This is a genomic window from Carboxylicivirga sp. M1479, assembly GCF_007097485.1.
Taxonomy (GTDB): domain Bacteria; phylum Bacteroidota; class Bacteroidia; order Bacteroidales; family Marinilabiliaceae; genus Carboxylicivirga.
In genome coordinates this window covers 227,630-251,934 of sequence record NZ_VKDE01000001.1, presented here as the reverse complement: position 1 = coordinate 251,934, position 24,305 = coordinate 227,630, and the positions used below count along the sequence as shown (strand labels likewise).

18 protein-coding genes and 1 tRNA gene are annotated in these 24,305 nt (G+C 37.9%); 2 read left to right on the top strand and 17 right to left on the bottom strand.

Annotation, left to right across the window (positions count from 1 at the left end; genetic code table 11):
- Positions 1-32: 32 nt before the first annotated feature.
- Complete coding sequence (locus tag FNN09_RS01100) at positions 33-2,285, bottom strand: glycoside hydrolase family 3 N-terminal domain-containing protein (RefSeq protein WP_255433946.1); 2,253 nt, start codon at positions 2,283-2,285, stop codon at positions 33-35.
- An 833-nt stretch (positions 2,286-3,118) separates the two neighbouring features.
- On the opposite strand from FNN09_RS01100, the gene FNN09_RS01095 reads away from it, so the two are divergent.
- Positions 3,119-5,965 carry a triple tyrosine motif-containing protein gene (locus FNN09_RS01095; RefSeq protein ID WP_143299621.1) on the top strand — a complete coding sequence of 949 codons (2,847 nt, stop codon included), beginning with the start codon at positions 3,119-3,121 and terminating at the stop codon, positions 5,963-5,965.
- 49 nt (positions 5,966-6,014) lie between these two features.
- Here FNN09_RS01095 and FNN09_RS21540 read toward each other — a convergent pair whose 3' ends face one another.
- The 16 genes from FNN09_RS21540 to recO form a co-directional block, all read right to left on the bottom strand.
- Complete coding sequence (locus tag FNN09_RS21540) at positions 6,015-6,239, bottom strand: hypothetical protein (protein ID WP_185968807.1); 225 nt, start codon at positions 6,237-6,239, stop codon at positions 6,015-6,017.
- Positions 6,240-6,313: 74 nt separating this feature from the next.
- Positions 6,314-7,840, bottom strand: coding sequence for a class I SAM-dependent DNA methyltransferase (locus FNN09_RS01090; protein WP_143299620.1), 1,527 nt, complete (start codon positions 7,838-7,840; stop codon positions 6,314-6,316).
- Positions 7,841-7,937: 97 nt separating this feature from the next.
- Positions 7,938-8,993 carry a hypothetical protein gene (locus tag FNN09_RS01085; RefSeq protein ID WP_143299619.1) on the bottom strand — a complete coding sequence of 352 codons (1,056 nt, stop codon included), beginning with the start codon at positions 8,991-8,993 and terminating at the stop codon, positions 7,938-7,940.
- Positions 8,983-9,693, bottom strand: a complete 711-nt coding sequence (locus tag FNN09_RS01080) for a hypothetical protein (protein ID WP_143299618.1) — start codon at positions 9,691-9,693, stop codon at positions 8,983-8,985. Before FNN09_RS01080 ends, FNN09_RS01085 begins: the two co-directional genes overlap by 11 nt.
- A 2-nt stretch (positions 9,694-9,695) precedes the next feature.
- A complete protein-coding gene (locus FNN09_RS01075) occupies positions 9,696-11,264 on the bottom strand; it encodes a restriction endonuclease subunit S (RefSeq protein WP_143299617.1) in 1,569 nt (522 codons plus the stop codon).
- A gap of 4 nt (positions 11,265-11,268) precedes the next feature.
- Positions 11,269-11,619, bottom strand: a complete 351-nt coding sequence (locus tag FNN09_RS21425) for a helix-turn-helix transcriptional regulator (protein WP_143299616.1) — start codon at positions 11,617-11,619, stop codon at positions 11,269-11,271.
- 166 nt (positions 11,620-11,785) lie between these two features.
- The gene (locus FNN09_RS01065; RefSeq protein ID WP_143299615.1) at positions 11,786-14,599 is read right to left on the bottom strand and encodes a DEAD/DEAH box helicase family protein; all 2,814 of its coding nucleotides are present in this window, start codon (positions 14,597-14,599) and stop codon (positions 11,786-11,788) included.
- 151 nt (positions 14,600-14,750) lie between these two features.
- Positions 14,751-15,065, bottom strand: coding sequence for a hypothetical protein (locus tag FNN09_RS01060; protein WP_143299614.1), 315 nt, complete (start codon positions 15,063-15,065; stop codon positions 14,751-14,753).
- Positions 15,066-15,157: 92 nt separating this feature from the next.
- Complete coding sequence (locus tag FNN09_RS01055; protein WP_143299613.1) at positions 15,158-15,805, bottom strand: ATPase; 648 nt, start codon at positions 15,803-15,805, stop codon at positions 15,158-15,160.
- A 134-nt stretch (positions 15,806-15,939) separates the two neighbouring features.
- The gene (locus tag FNN09_RS01050) at positions 15,940-16,707 is read right to left on the bottom strand and encodes a transcriptional regulator (RefSeq protein ID WP_143299612.1); all 768 of its coding nucleotides are present in this window, start codon (positions 16,705-16,707) and stop codon (positions 15,940-15,942) included.
- A 312-nt stretch (positions 16,708-17,019) separates the two neighbouring features.
- A complete protein-coding gene (locus tag FNN09_RS01045) occupies positions 17,020-17,316 on the bottom strand; it encodes a helix-turn-helix domain-containing protein (RefSeq protein WP_143299611.1) in 297 nt (98 codons plus the stop codon).
- Positions 17,317-17,470: 154 nt separating this feature from the next.
- Entirely contained in the window at positions 17,471-18,658 is a 1,188-nt protein-coding gene (locus FNN09_RS01040) for a hypothetical protein (RefSeq protein ID WP_143299610.1), read from the bottom strand.
- A gap of 146 nt (positions 18,659-18,804) precedes the next feature.
- Positions 18,805-20,064 (bottom strand): site-specific integrase, encoded by a 1,260-nt coding sequence (locus FNN09_RS01035; RefSeq protein ID WP_143299609.1) that lies wholly within the window; start codon positions 20,062-20,064, stop codon positions 18,805-18,807.
- Between the two features lie 321 nt (positions 20,065-20,385).
- Positions 20,386-20,457: transfer RNA gene (locus FNN09_RS01030), tRNA-Arg, on the bottom strand.
- Positions 20,458-20,589: 132 nt separating this feature from the next.
- Positions 20,590-21,732 carry a methionine aminotransferase gene (locus tag FNN09_RS01025; RefSeq protein ID WP_143299608.1) on the bottom strand — a complete coding sequence of 381 codons (1,143 nt, stop codon included), beginning with the start codon at positions 21,730-21,732 and terminating at the stop codon, positions 20,590-20,592.
- 176 nt (positions 21,733-21,908) lie between these two features.
- On the bottom strand, positions 21,909-22,637 hold the full coding sequence (gene recO / locus FNN09_RS01020; RefSeq protein ID WP_143299607.1) for a DNA repair protein RecO: 729 nt from the start codon (positions 22,635-22,637) through the stop codon (positions 21,909-21,911).
- Between the two features lie 213 nt (positions 22,638-22,850).
- Here recO and FNN09_RS01015 point away from each other — a divergent pair, with 213 nt between their 5' ends.
- Positions 22,851-24,248, top strand: coding sequence for an MFS transporter (locus tag FNN09_RS01015; RefSeq protein WP_143299606.1), 1,398 nt, complete (start codon positions 22,851-22,853; stop codon positions 24,246-24,248).
- Positions 24,249-24,305: the final 57 nt, after the last annotated feature.

Genomic DNA, 24,305 nt, shown 5'->3' with positions numbered 1-24,305 from the left:
TTATCTAGTATTTCACCATCGAACAATGGTGTCTAATTATTATTAAGCAGCTCAAATTCGGCATTTAATCGCTCATCGGCCGAATGTTGGCCTACCCATAAACGAAATTTACCAGGTTCTACAATGGGTGTTTTATCCTGTCCAAGAAATGTAAGAGACTTCTTATTTATTGAAAAAGTAACATTTTTAGATTCTCCTTTTTCGAGGTGGATTTTCTTAAAATCTTTTAATTCTTTAACAGGTCGCGTTACAGATGCTGCTACATCCTGTATGTAAAGCTGTACTATCTCTTCACCAGCCATACCGCTTTTATTTTTTACTTCTAAACTGATTTTAATCTCACCATCGAGGAAAATTGTATTTGTACTCAATTTTAGATCACTATATTCAAATGTTGAATAACTCAAGCCATAACCGAATGGATATAAGGGTGAGTTTTGTACATCACGATAGGATGAGCGATAGTCTGCTCCACTACCCTCAACATAAGGACGTCCTGTATTCTTATGGTTGTAATAAATTGGAATTTGACCAACATTTCTTGGGAAGGTCAGTGTTAGTTTCGCTGAAGGGTTGTACTTACCAGATAACACATTTGCGACAGCCTCTCCTGCCATCGTACCAGGGTACCATGCTTCAACGATTGCCTCAATATTATCATCCTCCCATGATAGGTTAAGAGGTCGACCATTGAAAAGAACTAGAATGATTGGTTTATTCGTTTTTTTCAGGGCTTTCATTAATTTTAACTGAGGTTCAGGTAGCTTAATATTGGTCCTACTCGCAGCTTCGCCAGACCAGTGATAATTCTCACCTAAACCAAGTAGTATTACATCGCTATTTTGAGCTATACGAATGGCTTCGTTCAAGCCCTTCATATCATCTTCATCTTCAAGTCCACAACCTTTTGCATAAGAAAAGGACACTTTGCTTTTAGAATATTCCTGCATAAGACCTTCATAAAGAGTGATACTTTCATTCCTATCACCTTTTATTGCCCATTCGCCATTTAAGCTGCTACGTTCTTTAATCATTGGACCGATCAATGCAACTTGCTTCATTTTATTAGGCAACATTGGTAATATATGGTCATCATTTTTTAACAATACGATTGAGCGTTTAGCAGCTTCAAGCGCAAGCTTATAATGGTCGGGGTGAGATACCCATTTATTCGCTCTATCGTGGTCTAAGTATTTATAAGGATTATCGAACAAACCAAGTAGAAACTTCATTTCCAAAACCCTCGCTGCAGCCTGATTAATAGCTGACTCAGGCACTTTTCCCTCTTTTACCAATTCTGCCAGGTGCTTTGAAAAAGCCATACTCTTCATATCCATATCAATACCTGCATTGATCGACTGCATGGCTGCTTCCTTAAGATCTTCAGAAAAACCATGATCAATCATCTCCAGAATAGCGGTATAATCTGTAACCACCATACCTTTAAACCCCCATTCGTCACGCAGAACATCTGTATATAGATATTTACTACCAGTGCATGGCACACCAAAAACTTCATTAAATGCTGTCATAAATGATGCTACACCTGCTTCAACAGCAGCTTCAAATGGAGGGAAATACGTTTCACGTAGTCGATGGTCAGAAACATCAACGGTATTATAATCTCTACCTGCCTCTGCAGCACCATATGCAACAAAATGTTTTGCGCAAGCCATCAACGTATTTGGATCTGAGAAGTCCGAATAATCCTTAATGCCCTGAAATCCTGTCACTCGAGCAGCCGCAACCAAACTACCTAAATAAGTATCTTCACCAGCCCCTTCCATTACACGCCCCCAACGAGGATCTCTAGCAACATCGATCATAGGTGCAAAATTCCAACTTATGCCATCAGAGGTAGCTTCAAGAGCTGCCGCCCTAGCTGTTTTTTCCATTAATGCGAGATCCCAAGAACAAGATTCTGCTAATGGAATTGGAAAAATTGTTTTGTAACCATGAATAACGTCAGCTGCAAATAATAAGGGAATATTTAAGCGTGACTTTTCGATAGCATGCTTTTGAATTTGCGTCAAAGCCTCAACCCCAAAAACATTAAATATACTACCAACCAAGCCCTTATCAACATAAGTTCTAAAGTCATCACCAGTGGCTGGACCAGTTAAATCGGTATGACCTGAAAATTGACCAAGTTGCCCAACTTTCTCTTCGATTGTCATAAGAGATAGAATTGAATCCACTTTATGCTCGATCACGGGGTCTTGACTATAACTTTCCCATCCTCTTTTTGAGGGTTCTTTTTGTGAGTCACATCCTAACAAAGACATCCCAACAATTATTAAACAGTACCAGGTTTTCATTTTTATCATTTCTTACATTTATAATCTTTGAATGGCAGGCTACTTAAAAGCTATAACTAAGTGTTTTATTCCCTAAAAGTCAAGTCCTTAGATCTGAAAGAAATATTAGGTCTTGAAATTGACATTCATCTTCATCATCTAACACACTTCAGATCTCTTGCTTCAAATTGTAGATCCAAAAAATTAAATAATTCTCTAACATCTTTATAAACTTTAGGTATGTCACAATTTGTTAGATTCACTACAGCAACTTTAAAGTCTAAACCTTGGGTTAATTCATTAATCAATTTCATTAATTCATTGCCTGAATAAAGATTAGAACTTCCATCTGTAAAGTGTAAAGAAATTCCATCTATAGTATATCCAGGTATTTTCTCAATTTCATAGATTACTACTTCCTTTAAAATTTACAGACTGATTGTTTCCATTTTGATCACTTATTCGGGATACACGAGACATCTGTAATTAATCTGAATAATAAAATCACGAAAGCAAAAGAATGGTGCCAACCTAAATGATTAGATACACTCTAAAACATTTTTTAACAAAACTACTCTCCTATAAGTACTTTGTCAATAAATCGGCCTCATACGAACCAAACATCGACACAAGCACCACAACATAACCACAACATAAAAACTCTAATCATTGATTAATTGCTAGTTATATCATGTTATTTTGCTTATATATTTTACTTTATACACCTGTTGCTACTTGCCATTAATGTCAATTAACCCCAAAAATTTTGCGTTTAGAGTAGAAACAACTAGGTTCGTAAATGAATAAAAAAGTAAAAACCCGTGAAAGCTCGAATTACAGATAAATTATTAATCATCCTTGTTATAGGATTTCTTACTGTAGATAGCATTGCAAAAGAATATAGCCCTGTTGTTATCTTTTACCCACGGAGTGAATACAAGTCTAAAAGTCAAAATTGGAATGTTAGCACGGATAACTATGGAAATGTCTTCTTTGGCAATAATGATGGACTACTTGAATACGACGGCTTCAACTGGACGGTTCATAAACACCCTGATGCAGTCAATACCCGGTCTCTTTATTACGACGAAAGTAGTGAGAGAATCTATGCAGGGTATTACGAAGAAGTTGGTTATTGGCAGCGAAATAAACATGGAGAGCTTTATTACACTTCTTTAGTTAGCAAATTCGATAAAAAACTACTTAAAGACAATAGCATTTGGTCAATTACCAAAAAGGATTCTACACTATACCTACAATCTTTCTCATCAATTTTGAGTTACAACTTAACAAACGAAAAGAGTAGTGTTGTTGCGAGTGCGGGTAGCTTTCTCTTTTTAGGGCAAACCAATGGCAATATATATTCACGATCAAGTGAACAAGGGCTTATAACACTGGAGAGAAATGGTTATAAAACTGTGATGCAAAAGGATAGCATATCCAGTTCAACGATCAGATTTTACCTATACCACCCCGAAGGAACCATTTTTGGTAGTGGAGAACATGGTTTACTACTATTGACGGGTGATAATGTATCTGAATGGAATAGTACATCGAATCGCATTTTAAATCATCAAAATGTCAATTGCGGCGTTAGGCTAAGTAATGGAAATTATGCCATAGGAACAATTTCTAATGGTTTGTACATTTTGGATCCAGACGGTGAAATATTACATCATATCAATCAACACAATGGGCTTGAAAACAATACGGTTTTAAGTCTGACACATGATAATCAGGATAATTTGTGGCTAGGACTTGATAATGGCATTGCACATATTATAATTAATTCTCAACTACACTATCGGGTTGATAAAAATACAATTCCATATTCCATATATTCTGTAATAGAACACCAAGGCTATTGCTACCTGGCAACCAATAGTGGAATAATGTATGCCAAAGCACAAAGTGCAAAACAACTTAATTTTAAAGACCTAAAACAACTCAGTGGAATAAATGAACACATCTGGAAGTTAGACATCGTAGAGGGGGAACTGCTTTGTGGAGGAAATAGTGGCTTGTACGTTATCCACAACAACGAAGTCATGCAGTTGTCCAGTAGGTCAGGCGTCACAGACTTCACAATAACCAGAGGCAAAGAAAAAAAGCAATTAATCGCTTCGACTTACAGTGAACTCATTGTGTTTGAAAAAGAAAAAGAAAGATGGAAATATTCGCATTTTATCGATGGCTTTAACGGAACTTGTCGCTTAATTGAAATAGACTATTTTGGATATGTATGGTTAAGCCACGAAGTAAAGGGTCTCACTCGATTACAGCTCGATGAAAAAAATAAAAAAATTATCCATTCTAAATCATTCGGCAAAAGTGATGGGTTACCAAATGATTATCACTTAGATATTTTTAAGGCAGGACAACACATTGTGATTTCGACAGATAATGGTTTGTTCACTTATGATAATATTAGCAATCGAATTGTATCTTTTGAGAAACTCAACCATGCCCTTTCCTTAACTGGTCGAGCATCAAGTATAGTAACAGAAAACGACCAATACTTCTGGGTTGTAACGGGCCATAAAATTGCCCAGGTTAACAATAGCGCTGACAGCCTTTTTGTTGAGCAGTATTACACGGTAGGAGAGCACTTTAGCTTAACTGATAAATTTCAGAGCTTGTCAACCGGAGGTAGTAATACCTACTTTTGTCTTGACAACGGCTTTGCCAGTATAAATAAGGATTATCATGAAAATATCACAGAGGAAAAAGCTTTCTTTACAAGAATTGAAATCCAACAACCTTCTAACTTAAAACCAATTCTTCTACCCCTTGATCCCTCTTCTAAAATTAAACTAAAAAAAGGGAAGAGTACAATTACCTTCACATTTAACACCAATTTCATTAACACCCACAAACCTATTTTTCAATACAAATTATCCCCAATCCAGGACGAATGGATTAATCTGACAGATGACAACAAGCTGACATTGCAAAACTTAGATGCTGGGAGTTACACCTTACTTTTGCGATTTAAAAATGAAAAAGGAGGCTTTTCCAAAGAAATCAAATACGACTTTACTGTTTTACCTTTAATGCTATCATATATATATATCCCCATAAGTCTATTTTTCATCATTTCATTAATTATCTTAATCTCAATAATATCATACAAAAAACGAACTACAAAAATAAAGGTTAAACACGATAAACAACTTAAGAACAAAGAAAAGCTAGTATCTGAACTTAAAGAAGAAATGAAAAGAAAGGAGCTTGAAAACCTTGAGAACCAATTAACCCTATCAACTAACGAAATACTTAAACGCGATGAAGCAATTGGAACGATCAAACAAGAGCTAACAAAAACCTATACCGAGCTAAAAGGTCGCTTCCCACAGAAAAACTATAAGCGAATATTAGAAACTATTGATATGCAAATAGCCAATAACGAAAAGGATAGAGCTAACTTCGAACAACATTTTATGGCTTCCCAAACCCGATTTTATGAAAATCTAAAAAAAGGTTTTCCAAATCTAACTGTTAGCGACCTTCGCTTATGCTCGCTACTGAAGATGAACCTAAGCTCAAAAGAAATCGCATCATATCTAAATATTACACATCGAAGTGTTGAAGTGAGTCGGTATAGACTTCGAAAAAAGTTAAATCTTTCATCCGATGACAACTTAGTGGATTTACTCATAAAATATTAATATCTGACTGTTGTCAATTGATCAAAATTCATTTTCTTTTATCCACACTTTATAGATCCCTAGGGTTATGTAGATTATAAACTGAGAGCAAGCTAAAAATAATAAGATATGCCGAAAACACGCTGATGCTCAAAAAGGAAAAATTATTTTGGGCTTTTAAACGTTCACTTGCTTGAAAACGACTACCCCGTGTGGACCATAATTTATGCTTTAGCTCCTCCAAAAAATCTTTATCGAGGTGTGACTTACCGGTTCCTTTGCTAAATTTAGACATTGTTGAAGTTCATCTGTTCCAAGTACTAACAATCGTATCGTTTACTATTGTTAGTACTTGGTGTATGTTTATTTTTAATTGTTATCAGTCCCATTAATTGTTTCCATAATCTCGCGGAAGCTATTGAGGCCAGATTCCAGGTTTTCGATTATCTCACCTGCCAGAATATCCGGGTCGGGGAGGTTGTCGAGGTCGGTTAGGCTATGGTCTTTGAGCCAGAAGATATCGAGGTTGGTTTTGTCGCGTGCCAGGATATCTTTGTAACTGTATTTGCGCCAACGTCCGTCGGGGTTCTCTTCGCTCCAGGTTTCTTTTCGCTTATAGATGTTTTGAGGGTTGTACAGTTTTACAAACTCGGCTAAGTCGGCTGTTGACATAGCCTTTTTCTTAAGCGTATGGTGAATGTTGGTGCGGTAGTCGTAAATCCACACTTCTTTGGTGTGTGCTGTTTTGCTGGCAGGCTTGTTATTAAAAAACAAGACATTGGCCTTAACACCATGGGCATAGAACAGCCCTGTTGGCAAACGCAGTATGGTGTGTAACTCGGTTGTTAACATCAATTGCTTACGTACTTCTTCACCGGCACCACCTTCGAACAAAACGTTATCGGGTAGAACAACAGCTGCCTCTCCTGTTACTTTTAGCTGTGTTTTAATGTGCTGCAGGAAGTTCAACTGCTTATTGGATGTTGTTTCCCAGAAATCCTGACGATTATAGCTGAGGTCTTCCTTTTGTATCTCCCCGGCTTCATTGGTAATGGTCATGGAGCTTTTCTTGCCAAATGGAGGATTGGCCAGAACGTAATCGTAGCGTTTACCATCATCTGAAATCAGTGCATCGGCTGCTGACAGGAAGCTTTCGCCATCAATCTCGCCTATGTTATGCAGGTACATGTTCATGAGGCACATGCGGCGTGTATTGGCCACTATCTCATTACCATGAAAGGTTTTGTTTTTCAGAAACTCCTTTTCCTCTCTATCGAGCTGGTTATTGGCTACAATGTGGTCGTAAGCTGCCAGGAAGAAACCACCAGTACCACAGGCCGGGTCAGCAATGGATTTTAATGGTTGGGGTTGCACACAAGCCACAATGGTTTGAATGAGCGCCCTGGGTGTGAAGTACTGCCCTGCCCCACTCTTGGTGTCTTCGGCATTCTTCTCCAGCAGGCCTTCGTATATCTTTCCTTTGATATCGGCTCCCATCATTGACCACTGCTCCTGGTCAATCATGTTAATAACCTTCAGGAGCTTGGCGGGGTCTTGTATCTTATTCTGACTCTTGGTAAATATTTGGCCGAGCATCCCTTTTTCGGAAGACAAACTGCGTAGCTGTTGCACGTAGAATGATTCGAGGGCTGCCCCTCGCTTGCTCGATAGTGTTTGCCAATCGCATGTTTCACCACCTTCTATCTCCTTGCCCTCCGTGTCTTTAATACGAGGGAACTTTAGGCCTTTGTTATAGGGCGGTTTGTTGAGCTCATCGGCCATCTTTAAGAATAGCAGATAAGTGATTTGCTCCAGATAATCGCCGTAACCTACACCATCGTCGCGAAGGACATTGGCCAGGTTCCATATTTTTGATATTATTGATGCGTCGGTCATATTATTAAGATAATAGATGATTAGATTTTAGACTAATAGATTTACCCCTCAGTCCTACGAACAGCTCCCCTGTATAGGGGAGCAAGGGATGTATGTTTTACTTTTCTATGAGAAACTTTTTCTCTATTTGTATTTCATTTGACTTATATACCCAATACTCAAGCTTAATATTTACCATACTCTTTAGTCTGGTGAAATATTCTCTCTCGAAACTTCTTAATTCGGCAGGTCCTATTATTATTAAGCGACTGCAATTAAGTTCAGCATCTAATAAAGCATATTCTAGTATTTGACCAAGGGCTTGTCTGATATTTTTGAGGGCTGAATTACTGGTTTTCACTTCAAATAAATCAAAACGATTGCCATGCTTTACGACAACATCAATTATAGCACCACCAATTCTTGTTTTCTCAACAGAAACATCTTCTTTTTTATTGCCTAATGATAAAAGGAAGTCGTACAAATCATCTGTTATTTCTCCATGTCTTCTTTTAACTGTTGTTACTTTTTTAAGGGAGGATTTTGAATATTCACTAGTATTGGATGCCTTTCCATTTTGAAAACAAAAGGTCGCTTTTTTATCGAAAGCCTTTGCAATCGGTTCTATTAATTCATCTTTGAGGTAATAGGCTTGAAATCGATTGAATTCGGCACCATATAGAAAGTTTACCGGCATGGGTTGATGAAAAATATCTGCTTCATCCCACTTAAACTTTACGTTCGGTAATAATTGATCGTGTTTAAAATGTTCAAAATCAGCATTCACATTCTCCAACTCTTCAATCATTGATGACTTGTAGGAAGTTATTAAGGCTTCTATCTTTTTTTGCTCCTCTTCAAAGCCTTCAATTATCTCTACATTGAAGAGATTGCCTACCAAACACCTTTGTTTATCGTCGCGAATAGTATAAAGTGTTATTTGATTAATTAGCTCCGTTTCACTTGAAAGATTGTTTACACCTCTTATGTAACCATATTGATAACCATCGATTCGAAAGCGTTCATTAAATAACCATTCTTCATGACCATAGCCATACTGATGCTCATAAGCTACATTTCTATTGCCTTGAGATTTCTCTCTCCATATATGACCAGTAGGCAATTCCCAATTATTAGGATTCCACGTTAAGCGCATTATTCTCCTATCTGCCATATGGAATTTCTTTATAGATTATGGTAAGTGCTTTCCCGCTAATATCAATTCTGTTAGCATCTGGAGTAAGATTTGTTGCATTTGATTTGTTTATGAACTTAATCAAATCCATATAATTTTTTTGTCCTTTAGGTATATCGTAAGTCTCGGTTTTAAATACCAAAATAAGCATGATGTGAATATCAGCTTCGATGCACAAAGTGCCAGCGGTAGAAAATAATAACTGATATCGTAATTGAAGATCTTCCTGATTTACCTCATCAAAGTTGAAGGCTAATAACTCTTCAATACGTTTAAGAGCGTTGGTATTTTCACCACGTGCCAATTTTGCATTGGCTTTACGCTTAGCTGAGGCTATGGTATCGCCAAAGGATTCATCAACTTTTGCTTCGATACCAATAAAAATTTTTTTACCGGAAGCTGTTGTGCCAAATATGCCTAAATCATGTTCGCGACCATGACCGTAAGTGTCGAAGCGAGCTTCAAACTCAGGATGGGCGCGTACCAAATTAAATTCTTCATTGATAAAAGGAGAAATGATTGTGGCAATGTGCTTAGCTCCGTTTTGATTAATTATATAATCGGCCAGACTATATGCACTACGCCCTTTTTTCCAGTGTAATGCTTTTTTACCAGAGAAAATCAGCTTCTCCCACTCACTAAGGTTAGAAATAGTATGTCCTTTAAATACTATATGCATGGCTATTTCTTTTTACTGGTTTTTACCTTTTTGGTTTGGCGGGGTGCGGTAACCTTTTGATTATATTTAATACGCTCTAATAATACACTTGCCGGTTCGTAATCGGCTTCTTGTTTGCAGGCGTTTATTTCGGCATCGCTCAGCAGCTTGCTCTCAAAGGCTTTTTTGAGTATGCTTTGACGCAGGGCTTCAGATTTATTTAAGGCCTCGCTAATGTTTTGCTCTATTTTATCACAAACGGATAAGCGGGATTCGATTTCGCGGACGATTTGGTGTTGTTCTTGGAGTGAGCATAAAGGATAGGGTAATTCTTTAATACTCGTCAAATTCAAAACATCCATCGTCGTTCCATGATTCTTTACCTTGTATAGGCTTTTTAGAAAAGAGCTTTCGAAGTAAAACTTGAAAAATATTGAATCGTAAAATCCGTTCAAAGTAATCTTCACTAAACGAGGATTAATAACCCCCATTTCAGCATCCTCGGGTAGAACCAAGACTTTACCTACAGTGCCAACTAAAGAAATAAGTATATCTAAAGGAAAAACAGCACAGTTTATCAGATCTTTGTATTTCTCTTCATTTACATAGTAATCACCAAATTTTGAATCGCCAGAAATAACTTGTTCCTGTCCATATATCTTATAACCGTGCGGAGTATAAAACTCTTTTTTTAATGAAGATCCAAATGGACCTGCTTTCAACGCATTCGCATTGTGTCCAGCAATTTTATCAATCTTACACCAATGCCAAGATTTAGAAGTTTTAGGTAAGTTATTTAATTCTTCTTCCGAGAGAGGTGGCAATTCAATTGTCGTTTTTGGCTTACTCGGTTTCTTCCCCTCTTTCCCATTATCTTCCCAAGCTTTAACTGCTTGTTTCCAGTTGTCGAGTTGTTGCTCGTAATGCTTTTGGCGTTCTTGTTTTATTTGTTCTAAGAGTTCATCGGCAGAAGGCAAATCTGTTTGTTGCTCTCTCCATGTTTTGGTTAGCTCTCCTTCAAAGGCTTTTTTAAGCACCGCCTGGCGGTATATTTTGAGTTGCTCTTGTGCCTTTTTAAGGTCGGCAATGCCATTGTCTAAATCAGAGAAGAGGGTTTCTATTTTGAAGACGATGGCTCGTTGGATGGGGAGGGGGGCGAGATTGTAATTAATTGCACGTAAATTATTAAGGTTTACACCGAGAACAGTTGTTCCACTTGATACTTTTATAATATCCTTCTCTAAACTTTTTAAACTATAAAAGAGAAATTTAGAATTAATATCAATCTTTGTTTTTACAACCTTTAAATCTTGATTTATTGCTGTCTTTATCTTTGAAATAATAGGTTTTCCAGGGTTAATTCTTGTCGCAAGTATAATCTCATTTGGCATTGCAAGGTTTGCAGAACTATTTATTAATCCATCTTCAGTAATAAAGTCTTGTGTTGATTTTAAAAAATCACCTTTAATATCCTTAATTGAAGCCCATGGTAATTCTCCATTCCAAAAATTAGGATTTCTTTTACTTGGTGTTCCTCCTCCAACAAAATCACAAATGTCTCCTAACTTCACCTCTACCCAATCTTCTCTCATATAATTACTCAATCTCTAATGTGATACTATTTTGTTTAAAAAACCCTGGCACCTCCATTAGCTCAATACCTAATACCTGTTCAATTTTTGAAATTGTTTCTAAGGTCAAGTTTTCTTTTCCCTTAACTACTTTGTTGATGTATTGCGGTGTCACACCCATCTTTTCTGCTAGTTTCTTTTGCGTCATGCCATTAATGGCTTTCTGCCTACGGATTTCTCTAAGCATACGAATGGCAATTTTAATCGATTTATCCGACCAGGCTCTGTTCTGCTCTCTTTCTTTGGCATCTTCCAACCAGCTTGATTCTTCATCGCTGATTAATTTTTTGAAATTCTCCAGATTAGTTTTGCTCATGTCCTTAATCTTTGTGTCACAAATATAAGGACTACCTATGCAAAATCAACTTATAGGTTTATTTATTTTAATGGTTTTATCAATATCTTATATCATTAATTTTGTATAGTCAGATGGAGCACCAAACAGGTTTTAATCACCTGCTGCATATTATTTGAAATATCGCTTAAGCAATTAATTCTTCGTTTAGCTCTTCTATTATTTCATTCATCTGGTCGCCAAACAATTGATACATTTTGCCTTTACCTCCTTGTGCATCGAAGGGTGTATAATCCAGGTCATCCATTTCAATGTGATAGGAACTCACCACGTGGTCTTTAAGCATGCGTAACCAATCCATTTGCTCTTGTGTGAAACGGTTGTGCTGGCCGGCGTTCTGCTTAAATATCCATGTTTTAAAATTTTCATCAATGGTCTTGTCAAATGCTTTCAGCTCACTGTCTATGCCACATATTCTTCTGATTAAAGATACCAAAGCGGTTAACTCATCTTTGGGCTGCTTGCTTTTCACTTTTTCAATGGCTACATAGGCATCCCACACATAATCGGGCGCTAAGATTGGTTTGTCCAGTTTGATTTTCTCCATCACCTCTTGAATCATTTTAAAGGTTATGGTGCGCCTTAGATATGGTTGGTTATAAAAGATGCTGAGCGCCTTAATCTCATCTTTATGCGTTGCGAGATAGCTGGAGAAATCCTGTATTATTTCATGTGCCTTATCAAGGGATGTCTTGTCCCATTCTGATTTGGTTACCGTATCGATGTTTACACTGTCAATGATTTGATCGTGCTCCTTGCGCACATTATCCAGGTATTCGTTGAGCTCGCCATTAAAAGTTGATGCTGCTTGTGTAATCAATTCTTGTTGTGCCTTTTGTTTGGCATCTTCGATGAATGCTGGTGTTCTGTTTTCTATAGGTGCCGCTTCTATCTGCAGCCGGGCTTTATCATCAATGACATCAGCATCAAAAGCTGTAATTAATTCTTTGGTAATTTGCTTCAGGTTTTTACCCCCAGTATGCTCAAGTAGCCTTTCCTTTTCTTTATCGGTCAGTTGCTTTTCGAGTCGAATAAGTCTATTGGCCAAGGAGAGAAATAAATCTTCATCTTCGACACCCATGGTAATAGCACCCAGCAAGTCTTTTAACACAACTGTAGGTTTACGCTCCAGCGGGCGGCTGTCGGTTTTCTTGGATTTGGTGGCACCTATGGCATCCACAATGACAAAATGCGTTTTACTTTTGGCGGTGCGTGTTACCAGTTGTAGGGAGTCTTTATTGATGGTGCGTGTGCCCCGCCCTTTCATCTGCTCAAAGTAATTGGTGCTTTTGACATCGCGCATGAAGAGTAATACCTCCAGTGGTTTAACATCTGTACCTGTAGCAATCATGTCCACCGTAACGGCTATGCGTGGATAATAAGAATTACGAAAACGGTTCAGGACCGACTTAGGGTCTTCATCTATCTTATAGGTTACTTTTTTACAAAATTCATTTCCCTCATCAAACTCTTCGCGTATGATTTTGATGATGTCATCGGCATGACTATCCGTTTTGGCAAAGACAAGTGTTTTGGGTACTTCGTACTCTCCATCTTTATCGAATCGTTTGGGGAAGATATCACGTTTTAATGCTTTTTTATACTCACGGATGATATTGCGTATCTGACTCGGGTTTACCACCTTTCTGTCCAAATCATTTTTGACGTACTCCGTGTCCTCATCTTCTTGCTGCCAACGTTTTTTACGTGTTAATTTATCACGCCTATCGACGTACCACCCTGCTTTGATGGTGTCTCCTTTTTGTGATATTTCGGTTTCGATAGTATATACATCGTAGGGAACATTAACACCATCTGTCACAGACTCTTCATAGGTGTATTGACTCACCACATTCTCTTTAAAAAAGCCGAAGGTTCTTTTATCTGGCGTGGCAGTGAGGCCAACAAGGAAGGCATCAAAATACTCTAAGACCTGTTTCCATAGGTTGTATATGGAACGGTGGCATTCGTCAATGACAATAAAATCGAATTGCTCAATGGGTACTTTGGGTGTGTACTCAACCGGAACAGCTTTCTTTTTCTTCATCTGCTGCTGCATCCATGAGCTTTCATTGGGGTTTTCATCCTCAGCATGTTCATCAAGCTCTTCGCCCTTAAGGATGGAATACAAGCGCTGAATAGTGGAGATGCACACCTGACTATCATCAGCTATGTAACTGGATGAGAGCCGCTGAACATTATATAGTTCAGTGAATTTTCGGTTGTCATCATTTGGTTGATAATCCATGAACTCTTGTTCGGCCTGCTCACCTAAATTCTTTGTATCGACCAGGAAAAGTATTCGCTTGGCATCGGCATGTTTTAAAAGGCGGTACACAAAAGTAGCTGCCGTAAATGTTTTACCCGCGCCAGTGGCCATTTGTATTAAAGCAAGAGGGCGGTTCTTTTTAAATGAATGCTCCAGGTTATTGATGGCCACAATCTGCGCTGGCCTCAAACCGGTTTCATCGAGGCCAGGAATATCCTGCAATCGCTGTCTGAGACTTGGCCCCATTCTTAACCATTCGGCAATGGTTTCAGGCCTATGAAAACTAAAGGTATTTCGTCCCCTGGCTTTTGGATCCCTATAATCGGTGAACTGGGTTATGAGGCCTGTACTTTCATAGACAAAAGGGAGTGGATCGTTATTCAGGTATTTGAGCTTTGCATCGGCATAATCTTTAGACTGTTCTTCAACAACGGTTAAGCGATGACCTTCTTCTTCTTTTTTGGCCTCGATAATGCCAACCGGCTTTTTATTTACAAATAAGACGTAATCAGCGGGGCCAACATCCGTTTGGTATTCGCGGACTGCCACACCACTGCCTGCTGAAAGGTTTACCTTTTTCCTAGACTGAACTAACCAACCGGCGTTGACCAGCATTTGATCGATCCGATCGCGTGCAATCTGTTCGGGATTTTGATTTATGTTCTGCGGCATTGTATGGTGTGTGTTATTTTGTTTGGTTTTTAAAAATAGTAAAAAAAGCGGATGTTATGTTAGAGACGTTAGACGGAAGGAAAAAAAGAAGTGAGAGGAGAGAAAAGAGTAATAAGATTAGAGTTGCGAATAGGGAGCTGTTCAATTTCTATTATAGGATAGGCATTTTGTCGGCCATTAGCCTGTTGTTTACAATTTGTGCGAGTTCATACAGCTCTAGGTCTACCAAATAGCTCTGAAGCTCCTGAAGAAAAAGCTTTTGACTTTTGTTTTCGATGTGAAATTCAATTGTTAGGTAATCTTCATTCACGTATATTGGAAAAACCCATTCCTGATCGTGATCAATCAAGCTTTCTAGCATTTCCACAAAGCGTTTGTGTTTACCACCGATATTTGGGAGTAAGTTTCTTAAAAGGATATCAAAGCCGTGTGGTTCTATTGTTAGGCGTAAAGGTTTGTTTGGCATGTTTGTTTGGTTTAAGAATATGAAAATAGTACTTTTTTTTATAAAGCTTAACAAAAAAGCGGCGAGCTGAATTTGTGAACGAATACAAGGTTTTATAATCGTTTATCCATGGAATCAGATGGAAAGATAATCACATTCATCATTTCTCTCAACCTACTTCGTACACGTTGTCCATATAGCTTTTCAATATCCTGGGCATTGAGGTTGGTGGTGACGTGGGAAATGAGCCTATCTGAGATGAACAGATCATAGCGACTGAGAATGATTTCGGCTAATACATTACACTCTGAGCCAAAATGTTTAATGTTGGATTCGGCACCGAGGTCATCGAAACAAATTGGGATTGGCGTCTTTTGTCCTGGAGCAATTTTAAAACTTCGTTTGCTGTAGCGGTGAATAGTTTTATATCCGTCATTTTGAAATTCAAAGCTGATGTCGCGACAAGCTTTAACAGGAAAATGTTGATGTTTGGGCAGAATGGAAGGGATTAGTTTCATTAATGCTGTTTTACCACAACCAACCGGGCCGAGCATCAAGATTCCTTTGCGAAGATTCATACCATTGGCTTGTGCGGCTTGTTCGTCACGGATAAAGTAGGTAAATAGTTTTCTTATAATGGGCATATCTTCGTCATAAAGCTTAAAGTGGTGCCCATATATGTTTTTGCCTTTTTGAGTGATTAAATCGAGGGATTTTTGAAAATCGAAGTAGATAATGTTGTTTTTGATTTGGTAGTGCATTGAAATAGTATCAAGAAGTTAGTATCAAGATGATTTGCAGTTTGGTTAAAAGAGAGGTGAGATTTGAGATGATTTGCAGCGTGATTAATTTTTGCCCGCAGATTACGGGGATTGGCGCGGATTAAATAATGAATTTATAGGGGTTCATCGTAGTTGGAGGAGGAGGGTTGTTGGGATGTTGGACGGAGTTTGGTGCTACGACCATGATTAGCAAGCTGTTTGTTGGGTTTTTCAGCATGACTTCGCTCATTGGCCGATACTTCAAATTGCTTTTTGCGGGTGTCGTTGGCTTTTTTTTCGAACTTCTTGATGTTGAGCATCCAGTTGCGGGCGGCTGCTTTCCAATCTTTCATGGGTATTTTGCCGCCGATGAGCCAACCATTGGATTCGTAGTAGTTGAAGAAGCGTTCGGCCTCGGATTGGTGATGGCCTTTTTCCTGGAAGTAGATTTGGATGTGTTGGAAAGGGGGATGTGCGATTGTTGATTTGTGATTTTGGATTGATGATGTCTTTTGGGATTGGCTTTTCATATTTTCATTTTTAGAATTAGAACTTGAATTATTTTCCTCTTTATATAGTGTGTTAGTTTGTTTACTGTTTGTATTGTTTATAAAAGGGGGCATTTTTGACCCAACTAGGGAACAAGTAACTTGTTCATAAGTGAACAAGTTAATGAGGCTTCCAATATTAGGATCGTGTGACGGATCGTATCGGACAAAGCCATGTCTTTGCAAATCCTTCAGTGCTTTTAAGTATGTTTTTGGAGAGCCTATCTTTGAAAGTCTCATCATGTCATCTCGTGATATGCTAATAGGATTTTTAAAACGTTCGTAATTCCACCTTCTGAACAGTGCCAGGTATAAACTTATGTGATAGGGTTTGAAGTTATCTACCTGGTCCATCAAGGCTAGTATTTGATTTAGGTGCTTGATGTAGTTCATGGTGGTGTTTCGAATCGGTTAATTGTCGAGTTGATGAATTGTTTAGTCCTACCGGACGGGTTCGCTCGAGCCGCGAAAGCTTTTACTTTCTTCCTACAGCCGAAGAAAGTAAACAAAGAAGACCGCCACTAAGCTCCTCGCTGACCTTTCATGTTTCATTCACTGAATTAAAAGAACTTGCTACGCTTCGAACAGCTTTTAATTCTACGTTCATTTCAACAGAAAGGTACCCAGCTGTGGAGCTAAATGCGGATGCTCTACAGCTTGGTTACTTTAATAGGATTGTTTGTTTTCGAGGAGCATCTTTTGGATGTCGTCGTGATTATAGTAGATGACACCACCGATTTTGGTAAAAGGTAGTGATCCATTATTGCGCATATTCTGCAGCGTGCCACTGGAGACTTCCAGTAGCGCTTTTACTTCGTTGGATTTGAGCCAGGTCTTGGGTGCTGGCTTGACATTTTCCTTGAATAGGTTTTCAATATCACCTAAGAGTGTTTTTCTGAATTCGATGAGGTCGCTTGTAGTGAGTAGTTCATCGAGTAGCTTTTTTCCTTTTTCTGTTCTCATGGTTAAAAATTTAGTGTTACTGAAATTTTGATAGATGATTGATTTTGAACGAGAACAAAGGAAAGTAATAATCAAATACGAAAACACTCCCTGGGCTACCGGTAGCCCCCAGGTAGCCCTATGATTATCAGTTAGATAATTTTTTGAAAAAGTTTTATTTCAATGTGATTTGTATTGTTTTTAACCACTCAAATAACAATCGCTTAATAAACTTAATGGCATGTTGTGGGGGTTTAGAATAACTCGTTTTTATACCACCAGGTGAAACTTCATCTTTGCATATAGTTGAAAAATGAGCTGCAAAAAAGCGGAATGTTTCTTCTTTATTCGTGGTAATTATAATTTTTGAACTTATCAGTAGTTTTAAGAAGTAAGCTAAAGCCGATACCGAAATAGACAGCTTTACTTTATATCTTTGTGGTAGTGGCACGTCATTCGCGACGCATGATTGAGTCTTTTCACTAATATGGCAGCTACTTCCTATGTAATCAATTTCAAGCACAAGCCAGTCTATGAGCTTTTTATGAAGAGGATCTTTTGCTTTTATATAACCTGAAGCTCTGATAATATCTGTTTGTCGAATACATTTTAAGAAGTGTTTTAACATTTGTAACTGGTCCGCCCTAGTTTCCTCGAGCTTATACTTCTCAGTAAAGTAAGAGGTGAAGAATTGAATGCACTCTTCGGAGTTGATATTATATGAGATCATTAACCGACACAGAAATTCAGAATCCTCCTCATCGCTTGATAATGGGATAAATGGAGCCTCTAATCGCTCCAACCAATCATATAAAAAGTATTTATCATGAAAAGTATAGTTCTTTTTCTTTTTATTAACGAAGTCGACTAAGGGATGTAGTAAGATGGATATGGCTTCAGGTGAAAAGCCATGTAAGGAAAGATGCCCCATCAGGTACTGATTACTTTCCCTGATAATAGCACGATGCTTTAACTCACATACAAGAGGAAGTGTTGATTGATGATCGATAAAATCCTTAAACTGTTGATTGATGAAAATAAGAGTATCAGTCAACTTTTCAATAAGAGGTTCTAGGTTGGCTGCATGGCAAGTTTCCTTTTCTTGACAGCTACACTTCTTATTGGCCAGCTCATCAATGAGACGTATCAGGTTCGATTGATGAAAAATAATAAAGTTTGAAAGCTTCTTCTTTGAATTTTGTTTTGCAGATTTCTGTAGTAACTTCTCTTTAATTGTGAAATGCAAGTGTTCTATCTCTTCAGAGAAAGAAATTTGAGATTTAGCATCTCTTTTCAGCAAGCACCGGTCGGTATCCCGAATGCCAGATATGAGGGCTTCTACCGGTTCTAGTAAATAGGCCATTGTTCGATAAGGTATAGTTTAGGCTTTAAAAAAGCAGTCCCAAATAATTCGGAACTGCCAATGCTAAATTATAAACCAGATACTCTAACACAAAATGATGTTTGACTAATTGTCATAAATTTTAGATGAATATCAGTTAATCTGATTTAAACGGAAGCCGAATGTTTATTATCATTTGTGCCTGAATTTAATTTATCTCGTAAAGTGTTCATGTCGGCACTTATCTTGTTTTCAAGTACCTTGGCATAAATCTGTGTGGTAGCAATTTTAGTGTGTCCCAATATTTTACTAACGGTTTCGATGGGTACACCATTGGTTAAAGTGACTGTTGTGGCAAAAGTATGTCGCGCCATGTGAAATGTGAGATGAGCATTGATATCGCAAAAGTCGGCTATCTCTTTCAAGTATCCATTTAGTCGTTGATTTGCGATACCTGGAAATAAACTACCTTTATGGATGGACTTAGGGTGTTCTTTGTACTTATTAATAAGGAGCTCTGCTTTTTCCAAAAGTGGTATCCGGACAGCAGTATCTGTTTTCTTACGTTTTGTGATAAGCCAGTTGAAACCATCAATACCTATATGGATATTATCGGGTGTTAAAGATTGAATGTCGGCATATGACAGACCTGTGTAACACGAGAAGATAAAAAGATCTCGTGTGTATTCTAATCGATGGATGCTGAAATCTTTTAACTCTATTTTATCAAGTTCATCTTGGGAAAGGAATTTCCTATCTGTCTGCTTGTATCTTAATTTATATGTATCGAAAGGGTTGCGACTGATCCATTCCATTTTCATTGCTAAATTGAGTAAAGCACGCAACCACGACAGGTGTTTCATAATGGTGTTTTGTGATAACTTCTTATAGCTATCTAACAGTTGGTAGGTGTTTAAAAAGGCCTCATAATCCATTAAAAAACGATAGTCAATCTGCGATAGATAGATGTCGGAGGTTTTCTTTTTATTCTTTAGAAAAGCCTTGATGTACTTATATGTGACTCTATAAAGCTTTTGTGTGTTTGGACTGAGAAGATGAACTTGTGTTGAAGCATGATAATCAATGAGCTTTAACATGGTATTTGACTCTTCCTTATTACCCAGGAACTGATTTTTTATTATTTCTGGAGTTATCAGCTGCTCTTGTATTCGAAGGTCATGATAGATACTTTGTACTTTGGCTCTATTCTCTTCGATGAGTCTATTGATATGTCTAAAATTAAAATCAGGACTTGATTTTACCTTCTCTTTTTTAGCATCCCAAAGGTCAATGGGGCAGAATAATTTTGTGGATAATTCCGTTTTACGACGATTGACAGTAATGCGCAAGTAGATACCTGCCATCTTCGTCGTTTTGCTTTTGTGGCGCACAATAAATTGCAAACCAAATGTTTGTGTGTTGTTCATGCTGTTGATTTTGGTTGATAATGCAAATGTTTAATTCTGTTTGTCCTCCTTTGAGGTCACAATAGGTCACAGAAATGTTCAAAAAGCACCAAAATCAATCATCTATAATTATTTTAGCAATTGGCCGTATGCCTTGCTGGGTCTAATATAGCAAAAATCTGTGACCTCATGTGTTAAATAGACTATGAGGTCACTGAATAGGTCACAAAAAACATGCATTTGAATGGTTTAATTTGATTTACTTCGTTTTGTGCCAGAAAGCAAAAAGCCTGTAAATCAATGGATTTACAGGCTTTTGATGTTTTTTAGTAAGGTAAAAAGTAGTCCCTACGGGAATCGAACCCATATCTACAGTTTAGGAAACTGCTATTCTATCCGTTGAACTAAGGGACTGTTATTGTGGCCGCAAATGTAATTGTTTCAATGAAAAGAAAAAAATCCCTTTGCGTATTCTCTAGGGTTCAGTTGAAAATATTATAATAATAGGACAAATACAGGTACACCTTAATGATTTTTTAAACAACACTAAAGCTCACACAAGCGCTTGGCCGCTTCCTCCAATTCAGCATCGGGCTTGGCAAAATTAATGCGAATATGGTGTCGCTGTTGACGCTCTTTAATAAATGCCGATATTGGCATAGTCGCCACGCGGTGTTCTTTAATCAGCTTGAGCACAAAATCACGATCTTTCTCTTCACTTATTCGGCTATAGTCAAATAGTTGAAAAAAGGTTCCTGAGCATTTAAGAGGTTTTAATTTGGAACCCTGCATCATGCGCAAAAAGGCGTCTCTTTTATCCTGATAGAATGTAGATAATTTCTTGTATTCCTCTTTATAATCCAGGTAATCGGCAATGGCCAACTGAAAAGGCGAATTAACACTGTACATCATGGCTTCATGCACTTGACGAAATTCGCGCATGATCTCTTCCGGGGCGGCACAATAGCCAATTTGCCAACCCGTTACATGGTAGGCTTCACCAAAAGACGATACAATTACACTTCGTTCGGCAAGCTTAGGAAAGCAAGATATACTTTGGTGTAGGTTACCATCAAATATGACATGCTCAAATGTCTCTTCACTCAGAATAATTATTTTGGTGCCATTAATAATCTTTTGCAAGCGCAACATATCAATCTCCCCCATGGTCCACCCTGTTGGCGAGTGCGGTGAGTTAATAATAATCATGCGCGTTTTATTATTCACCACTTGCTGAACTAATTCCCAATCGATGTGATACTCCTCTCCTGTCATTGGAACCGTTCTTACCTGACCACCATTCATTTCAATGGCTGGTGCATAATATTCATTGGCCGGTTCAAAAATAATAACCTCATCACCCTCCTTTACTAAGGCAGCAATAGCCGTATACACCCCTTGGGCGGCCCCTGCTGTAATGGTCACTTCGGTTTCAGGCTTATAGTAACGATCGTAAAGCTTATTGAGTTTGTCAGACACCTTGGTGCGCAGTTCCAGCTCGCCCGCCGATTGAGCATAGCGATTCAATCCCTCACGCAAATGCTTCTCAACCAACTCTATTAACTTGGGAGCACAATGAAACCCGGTATATCCCGAAGCCAAATTAATGGCCTGATACTCATCAATGAGTGGCTTTATCTTGGTTAAGAAATTGGACTCCAGATTATGAAACTTCGAACTAATTTTCATGATGTTTTTTAGTGTATGTCGGCCTGTCAAACTTAAAGGCTATCCAATTTAATCATTAAGTTTATAAATTGCGACTTGTTTTGTGGAAATGAAGCTTTTATTAAACCAACGGTGGTATTTATTTGACCAAGGGATATTTTGCTGTTCTGCGACGTCTATAGCTAAATATTTCAGTACTAGTCTTCGTGAAATAATTGATGAACAATTGGCAATGATTTCAATTCGCCAAGTGAGTCGATATGTAGGTTATAGAAATCAATAAGGTTTTTCAAAAGAGCATAACGCTCAGCTCCAGATAGCTTAAGAGAATCCAAGTTTTCGGTATGAATATGAAACAACTTTTTCCAGTTATCCAAAGCCTGATGGCTCAAATGAAAGCCATGCGATGGTTCTGCATCGGTAAAATATCCGTTTAATAGATCGAAATAACTCTGATCACCAGTACTCTCTTCTGGTCCAAAACCCAAAAAACGACTAAGCTGGAAGATAAAAAACAAATGAAAATTATAATCTCCTTTTATCCCAACATCAAATACCTCAATACTATGGTAAATAAAATTAAATAGTTGAGTATTTTCCTCCTCCTCGCGCAAAGCCTTACTCATTAATTCAGTCAGAAAAAACGATACAGCTCGTTTCTCTTGCTTAAAAGGAATGCTTAACAAAGGATGTGTAATTTTAAAATCTTTAATGCGCTGTATCTCCTTTTTAGGATGATGATACACTTCCATATCCAACAATGTTAGTGGCTGCAGCAAAACAGCATTGCCTTTGTTTTTTTTGGTACGCACTTTGTTAACCAGGTAGCTCTGTCGGCCCAATGCTTGGGTATAAACATTAACTATAATACTGGTTTCTTTGTATTTAATATGATTTAGGACGATGCCCTTGGTTTTGTGAATCATTATAATGAGTACTTTGTGCCGACTTAATAAGTAATAATTTTACACATAGGGATGATGGCACTTTACATGTCTTTGATATATAACTTTTGCATCCATGATGCGTTTACATAAAAATTATAGCCTTGAATTAAATAAAGTATCTATTTTTGTAGATGGTAGTATTACTATTATAGTTCATTAAGATATCAAATATAAATTAATATTATTTCACTTATGACAGTACTTGTCAATTTTTTTAAGCGATTCAGTCAGGCATTCTGGGTTGCCAACTTCGCCGAGCTATTAGAGCGAGCGGCATATTATGGTGTTTTTATTGTAATTACACTTTATTTATCGCGTATACTTGGTTTTACCGATGTGCAAGCAGCAACAGTAGCAGGTACTTTTAGTGCATTATTGTATTTTCTGCCAACCTTTACGGGCGCTTATGCCGATAAAATTGGTTTTAAAACTTCGCTAATAGTTGCCTTTGGTTTATTAACTGTTGGATACGCTGGACTAGGTGTTTTACCAACATTCCTTGAGGGAGCAGGCTTGGCAAAGTATGGCATTACCACCGAATTTACTGGATTAAAAGAATCCAATAGCAAATACATTATCCTGCCAATTATGGCCCTGATAATAATTGGGGGTAGTTTTATCAAATCGGTAATTACAGGTACTGTAGCCAAAGAAACCTCTACAGCCAACCGTGCTACTGGGTTCTCAATATTCTACACCATCGTTAATATCGGTTCATTCTCTGGTAAAACCATTGTTAAGCCTTTGCGAGAAGCCATGGGTAATGTTGGACTAATCAACATTAGTTACTTCTCGGCTGGTATGACATTATTGGCTTTGGTGGCTATTATCTTTTTCTTCCGTCCGACAGTACGTAGCGGAGAAGGTAAGTCGATAAAGGAAATATGGCATGCATTTATAAAAGTGCTTGGTAACGCCCGTTTAATTATTCTAATTATTATCATCACTGGTTTCTGGATGGTTCAGCACCAACTTTATGCCACCATGCCTAAGTACGTATTGCGTATGGCTGGCGAAGGCGCATCACCATCGTGGTATGCCAATGTTAACCCATTAGTGGTATTTACAACTGTTGGATTAATTACCGCCCTACTGCGCAAACGCTCGGCACTATTCTCCATGACTATTGGTATGTTTATTATGCCTGTATCTGCCTTTATGATGGCCGCTGGTAATATGATAGGTGGTGAAACAATGGGTTTTATTAACATGCACCCTATTGCGTTTATGATGATCATTGGTATTGCATTCCAAGGTTTAGCAGAGTCATTTATCTCACCACGCTTTTTGGAGTATTTTTCACTTCAGGCACCCAAAGGAGAAGAAGGCTTATATCTTGGATTTAGTCACCTCCACTCCTTTATATCATCGTTATTAGGTTTTATTTCTTCCGGATTTTTATTGGAAAGATACTGTCCTGATCCTTTAACATTAACTGAAACAGAGAAGCTGACGGCCTACGACCAGGCTCACTATATCTGGTTCTTCTTTGTTGGCATTGCTTTGGTTTCGGCTATTTCCTTAATTATATACGGGTTTGTAACAAAGAAGCTCGATGCTAATAAAGAGATAGTTAGTGCAGATGCCTAAAATATTTAAAAACATTTTATTGAATTTTCTTGCAAAAAATAGGATTTGACTTATCTT

Coding starts and splice junctions, on each gene's coding strand:
- FNN09_RS01100 (WP_255433946.1), bottom strand. CDS start 2,285: ATGTCTTTGTTAGGATGTGACTCACAAAAAGAACCCTCAAAAAGAGGA.
- FNN09_RS21540 (WP_185968807.1), bottom strand. CDS start 6,239: ATGTCTAAATTTAGCAAAGGAACCGGTAAGTCACACCTCGATAAAGAT.
- FNN09_RS01090 (WP_143299620.1), bottom strand. CDS start 7,840: ATGACCGACGCATCAATAATATCAAAAATATGGAACCTGGCCAATGTC.
- FNN09_RS01085 (WP_143299619.1), bottom strand. CDS start 8,993: ATGGCAGATAGGAGAATAATGCGCTTAACGTGGAATCCTAATAATTGG.
- FNN09_RS01080 (WP_143299618.1), bottom strand. CDS start 9,693: ATGCATATAGTATTTAAAGGACATACTATTTCTAACCTTAGTGAGTGG.
- FNN09_RS01075 (WP_143299617.1), bottom strand. CDS start 11,264: ATGAGAGAAGATTGGGTAGAGGTGAAGTTAGGAGACATTTGTGATTTT.
- FNN09_RS21425 (WP_143299616.1), bottom strand. CDS start 11,619: ATGAGCAAAACTAATCTGGAGAATTTCAAAAAATTAATCAGCGATGAA.
- FNN09_RS01065 (WP_143299615.1), bottom strand. CDS start 14,599: ATGCCGCAGAACATAAATCAAAATCCCGAACAGATTGCACGCGATCGG.
- FNN09_RS01060 (WP_143299614.1), bottom strand. CDS start 15,065: ATGCCAAACAAACCTTTACGCCTAACAATAGAACCACACGGCTTTGAT.
- FNN09_RS01055 (WP_143299613.1), bottom strand. CDS start 15,805: ATGCACTACCAAATCAAAAACAACATTATCTACTTCGATTTTCAAAAA.
- FNN09_RS01050 (WP_143299612.1), bottom strand. CDS start 16,707: ATGGACCAGGTAGATAACTTCAAACCCTATCACATAAGTTTATACCTG.
- FNN09_RS01045 (WP_143299611.1), bottom strand. CDS start 17,316: ATGAGAACAGAAAAAGGAAAAAAGCTACTCGATGAACTACTCACTACA.
- FNN09_RS01040 (WP_143299610.1), bottom strand. CDS start 18,658: ATGGCCTATTTACTAGAACCGGTAGAAGCCCTCATATCTGGCATTCGG.
- FNN09_RS01035 (WP_143299609.1), bottom strand. CDS start 20,064: ATGAACAACACACAAACATTTGGTTTGCAATTTATTGTGCGCCACAAA.
- FNN09_RS01025 (WP_143299608.1), bottom strand. CDS start 21,732: ATGAAAATTAGTTCGAAGTTTCATAATCTGGAGTCCAATTTCTTAACC.
- recO (WP_143299607.1), bottom strand. CDS start 22,637: ATGATTCACAAAACCAAGGGCATCGTCCTAAATCATATTAAATACAAA.
- FNN09_RS01015 (WP_143299606.1), top strand. CDS start 22,851: ATGACAGTACTTGTCAATTTTTTTAAGCGATTCAGTCAGGCATTCTGG.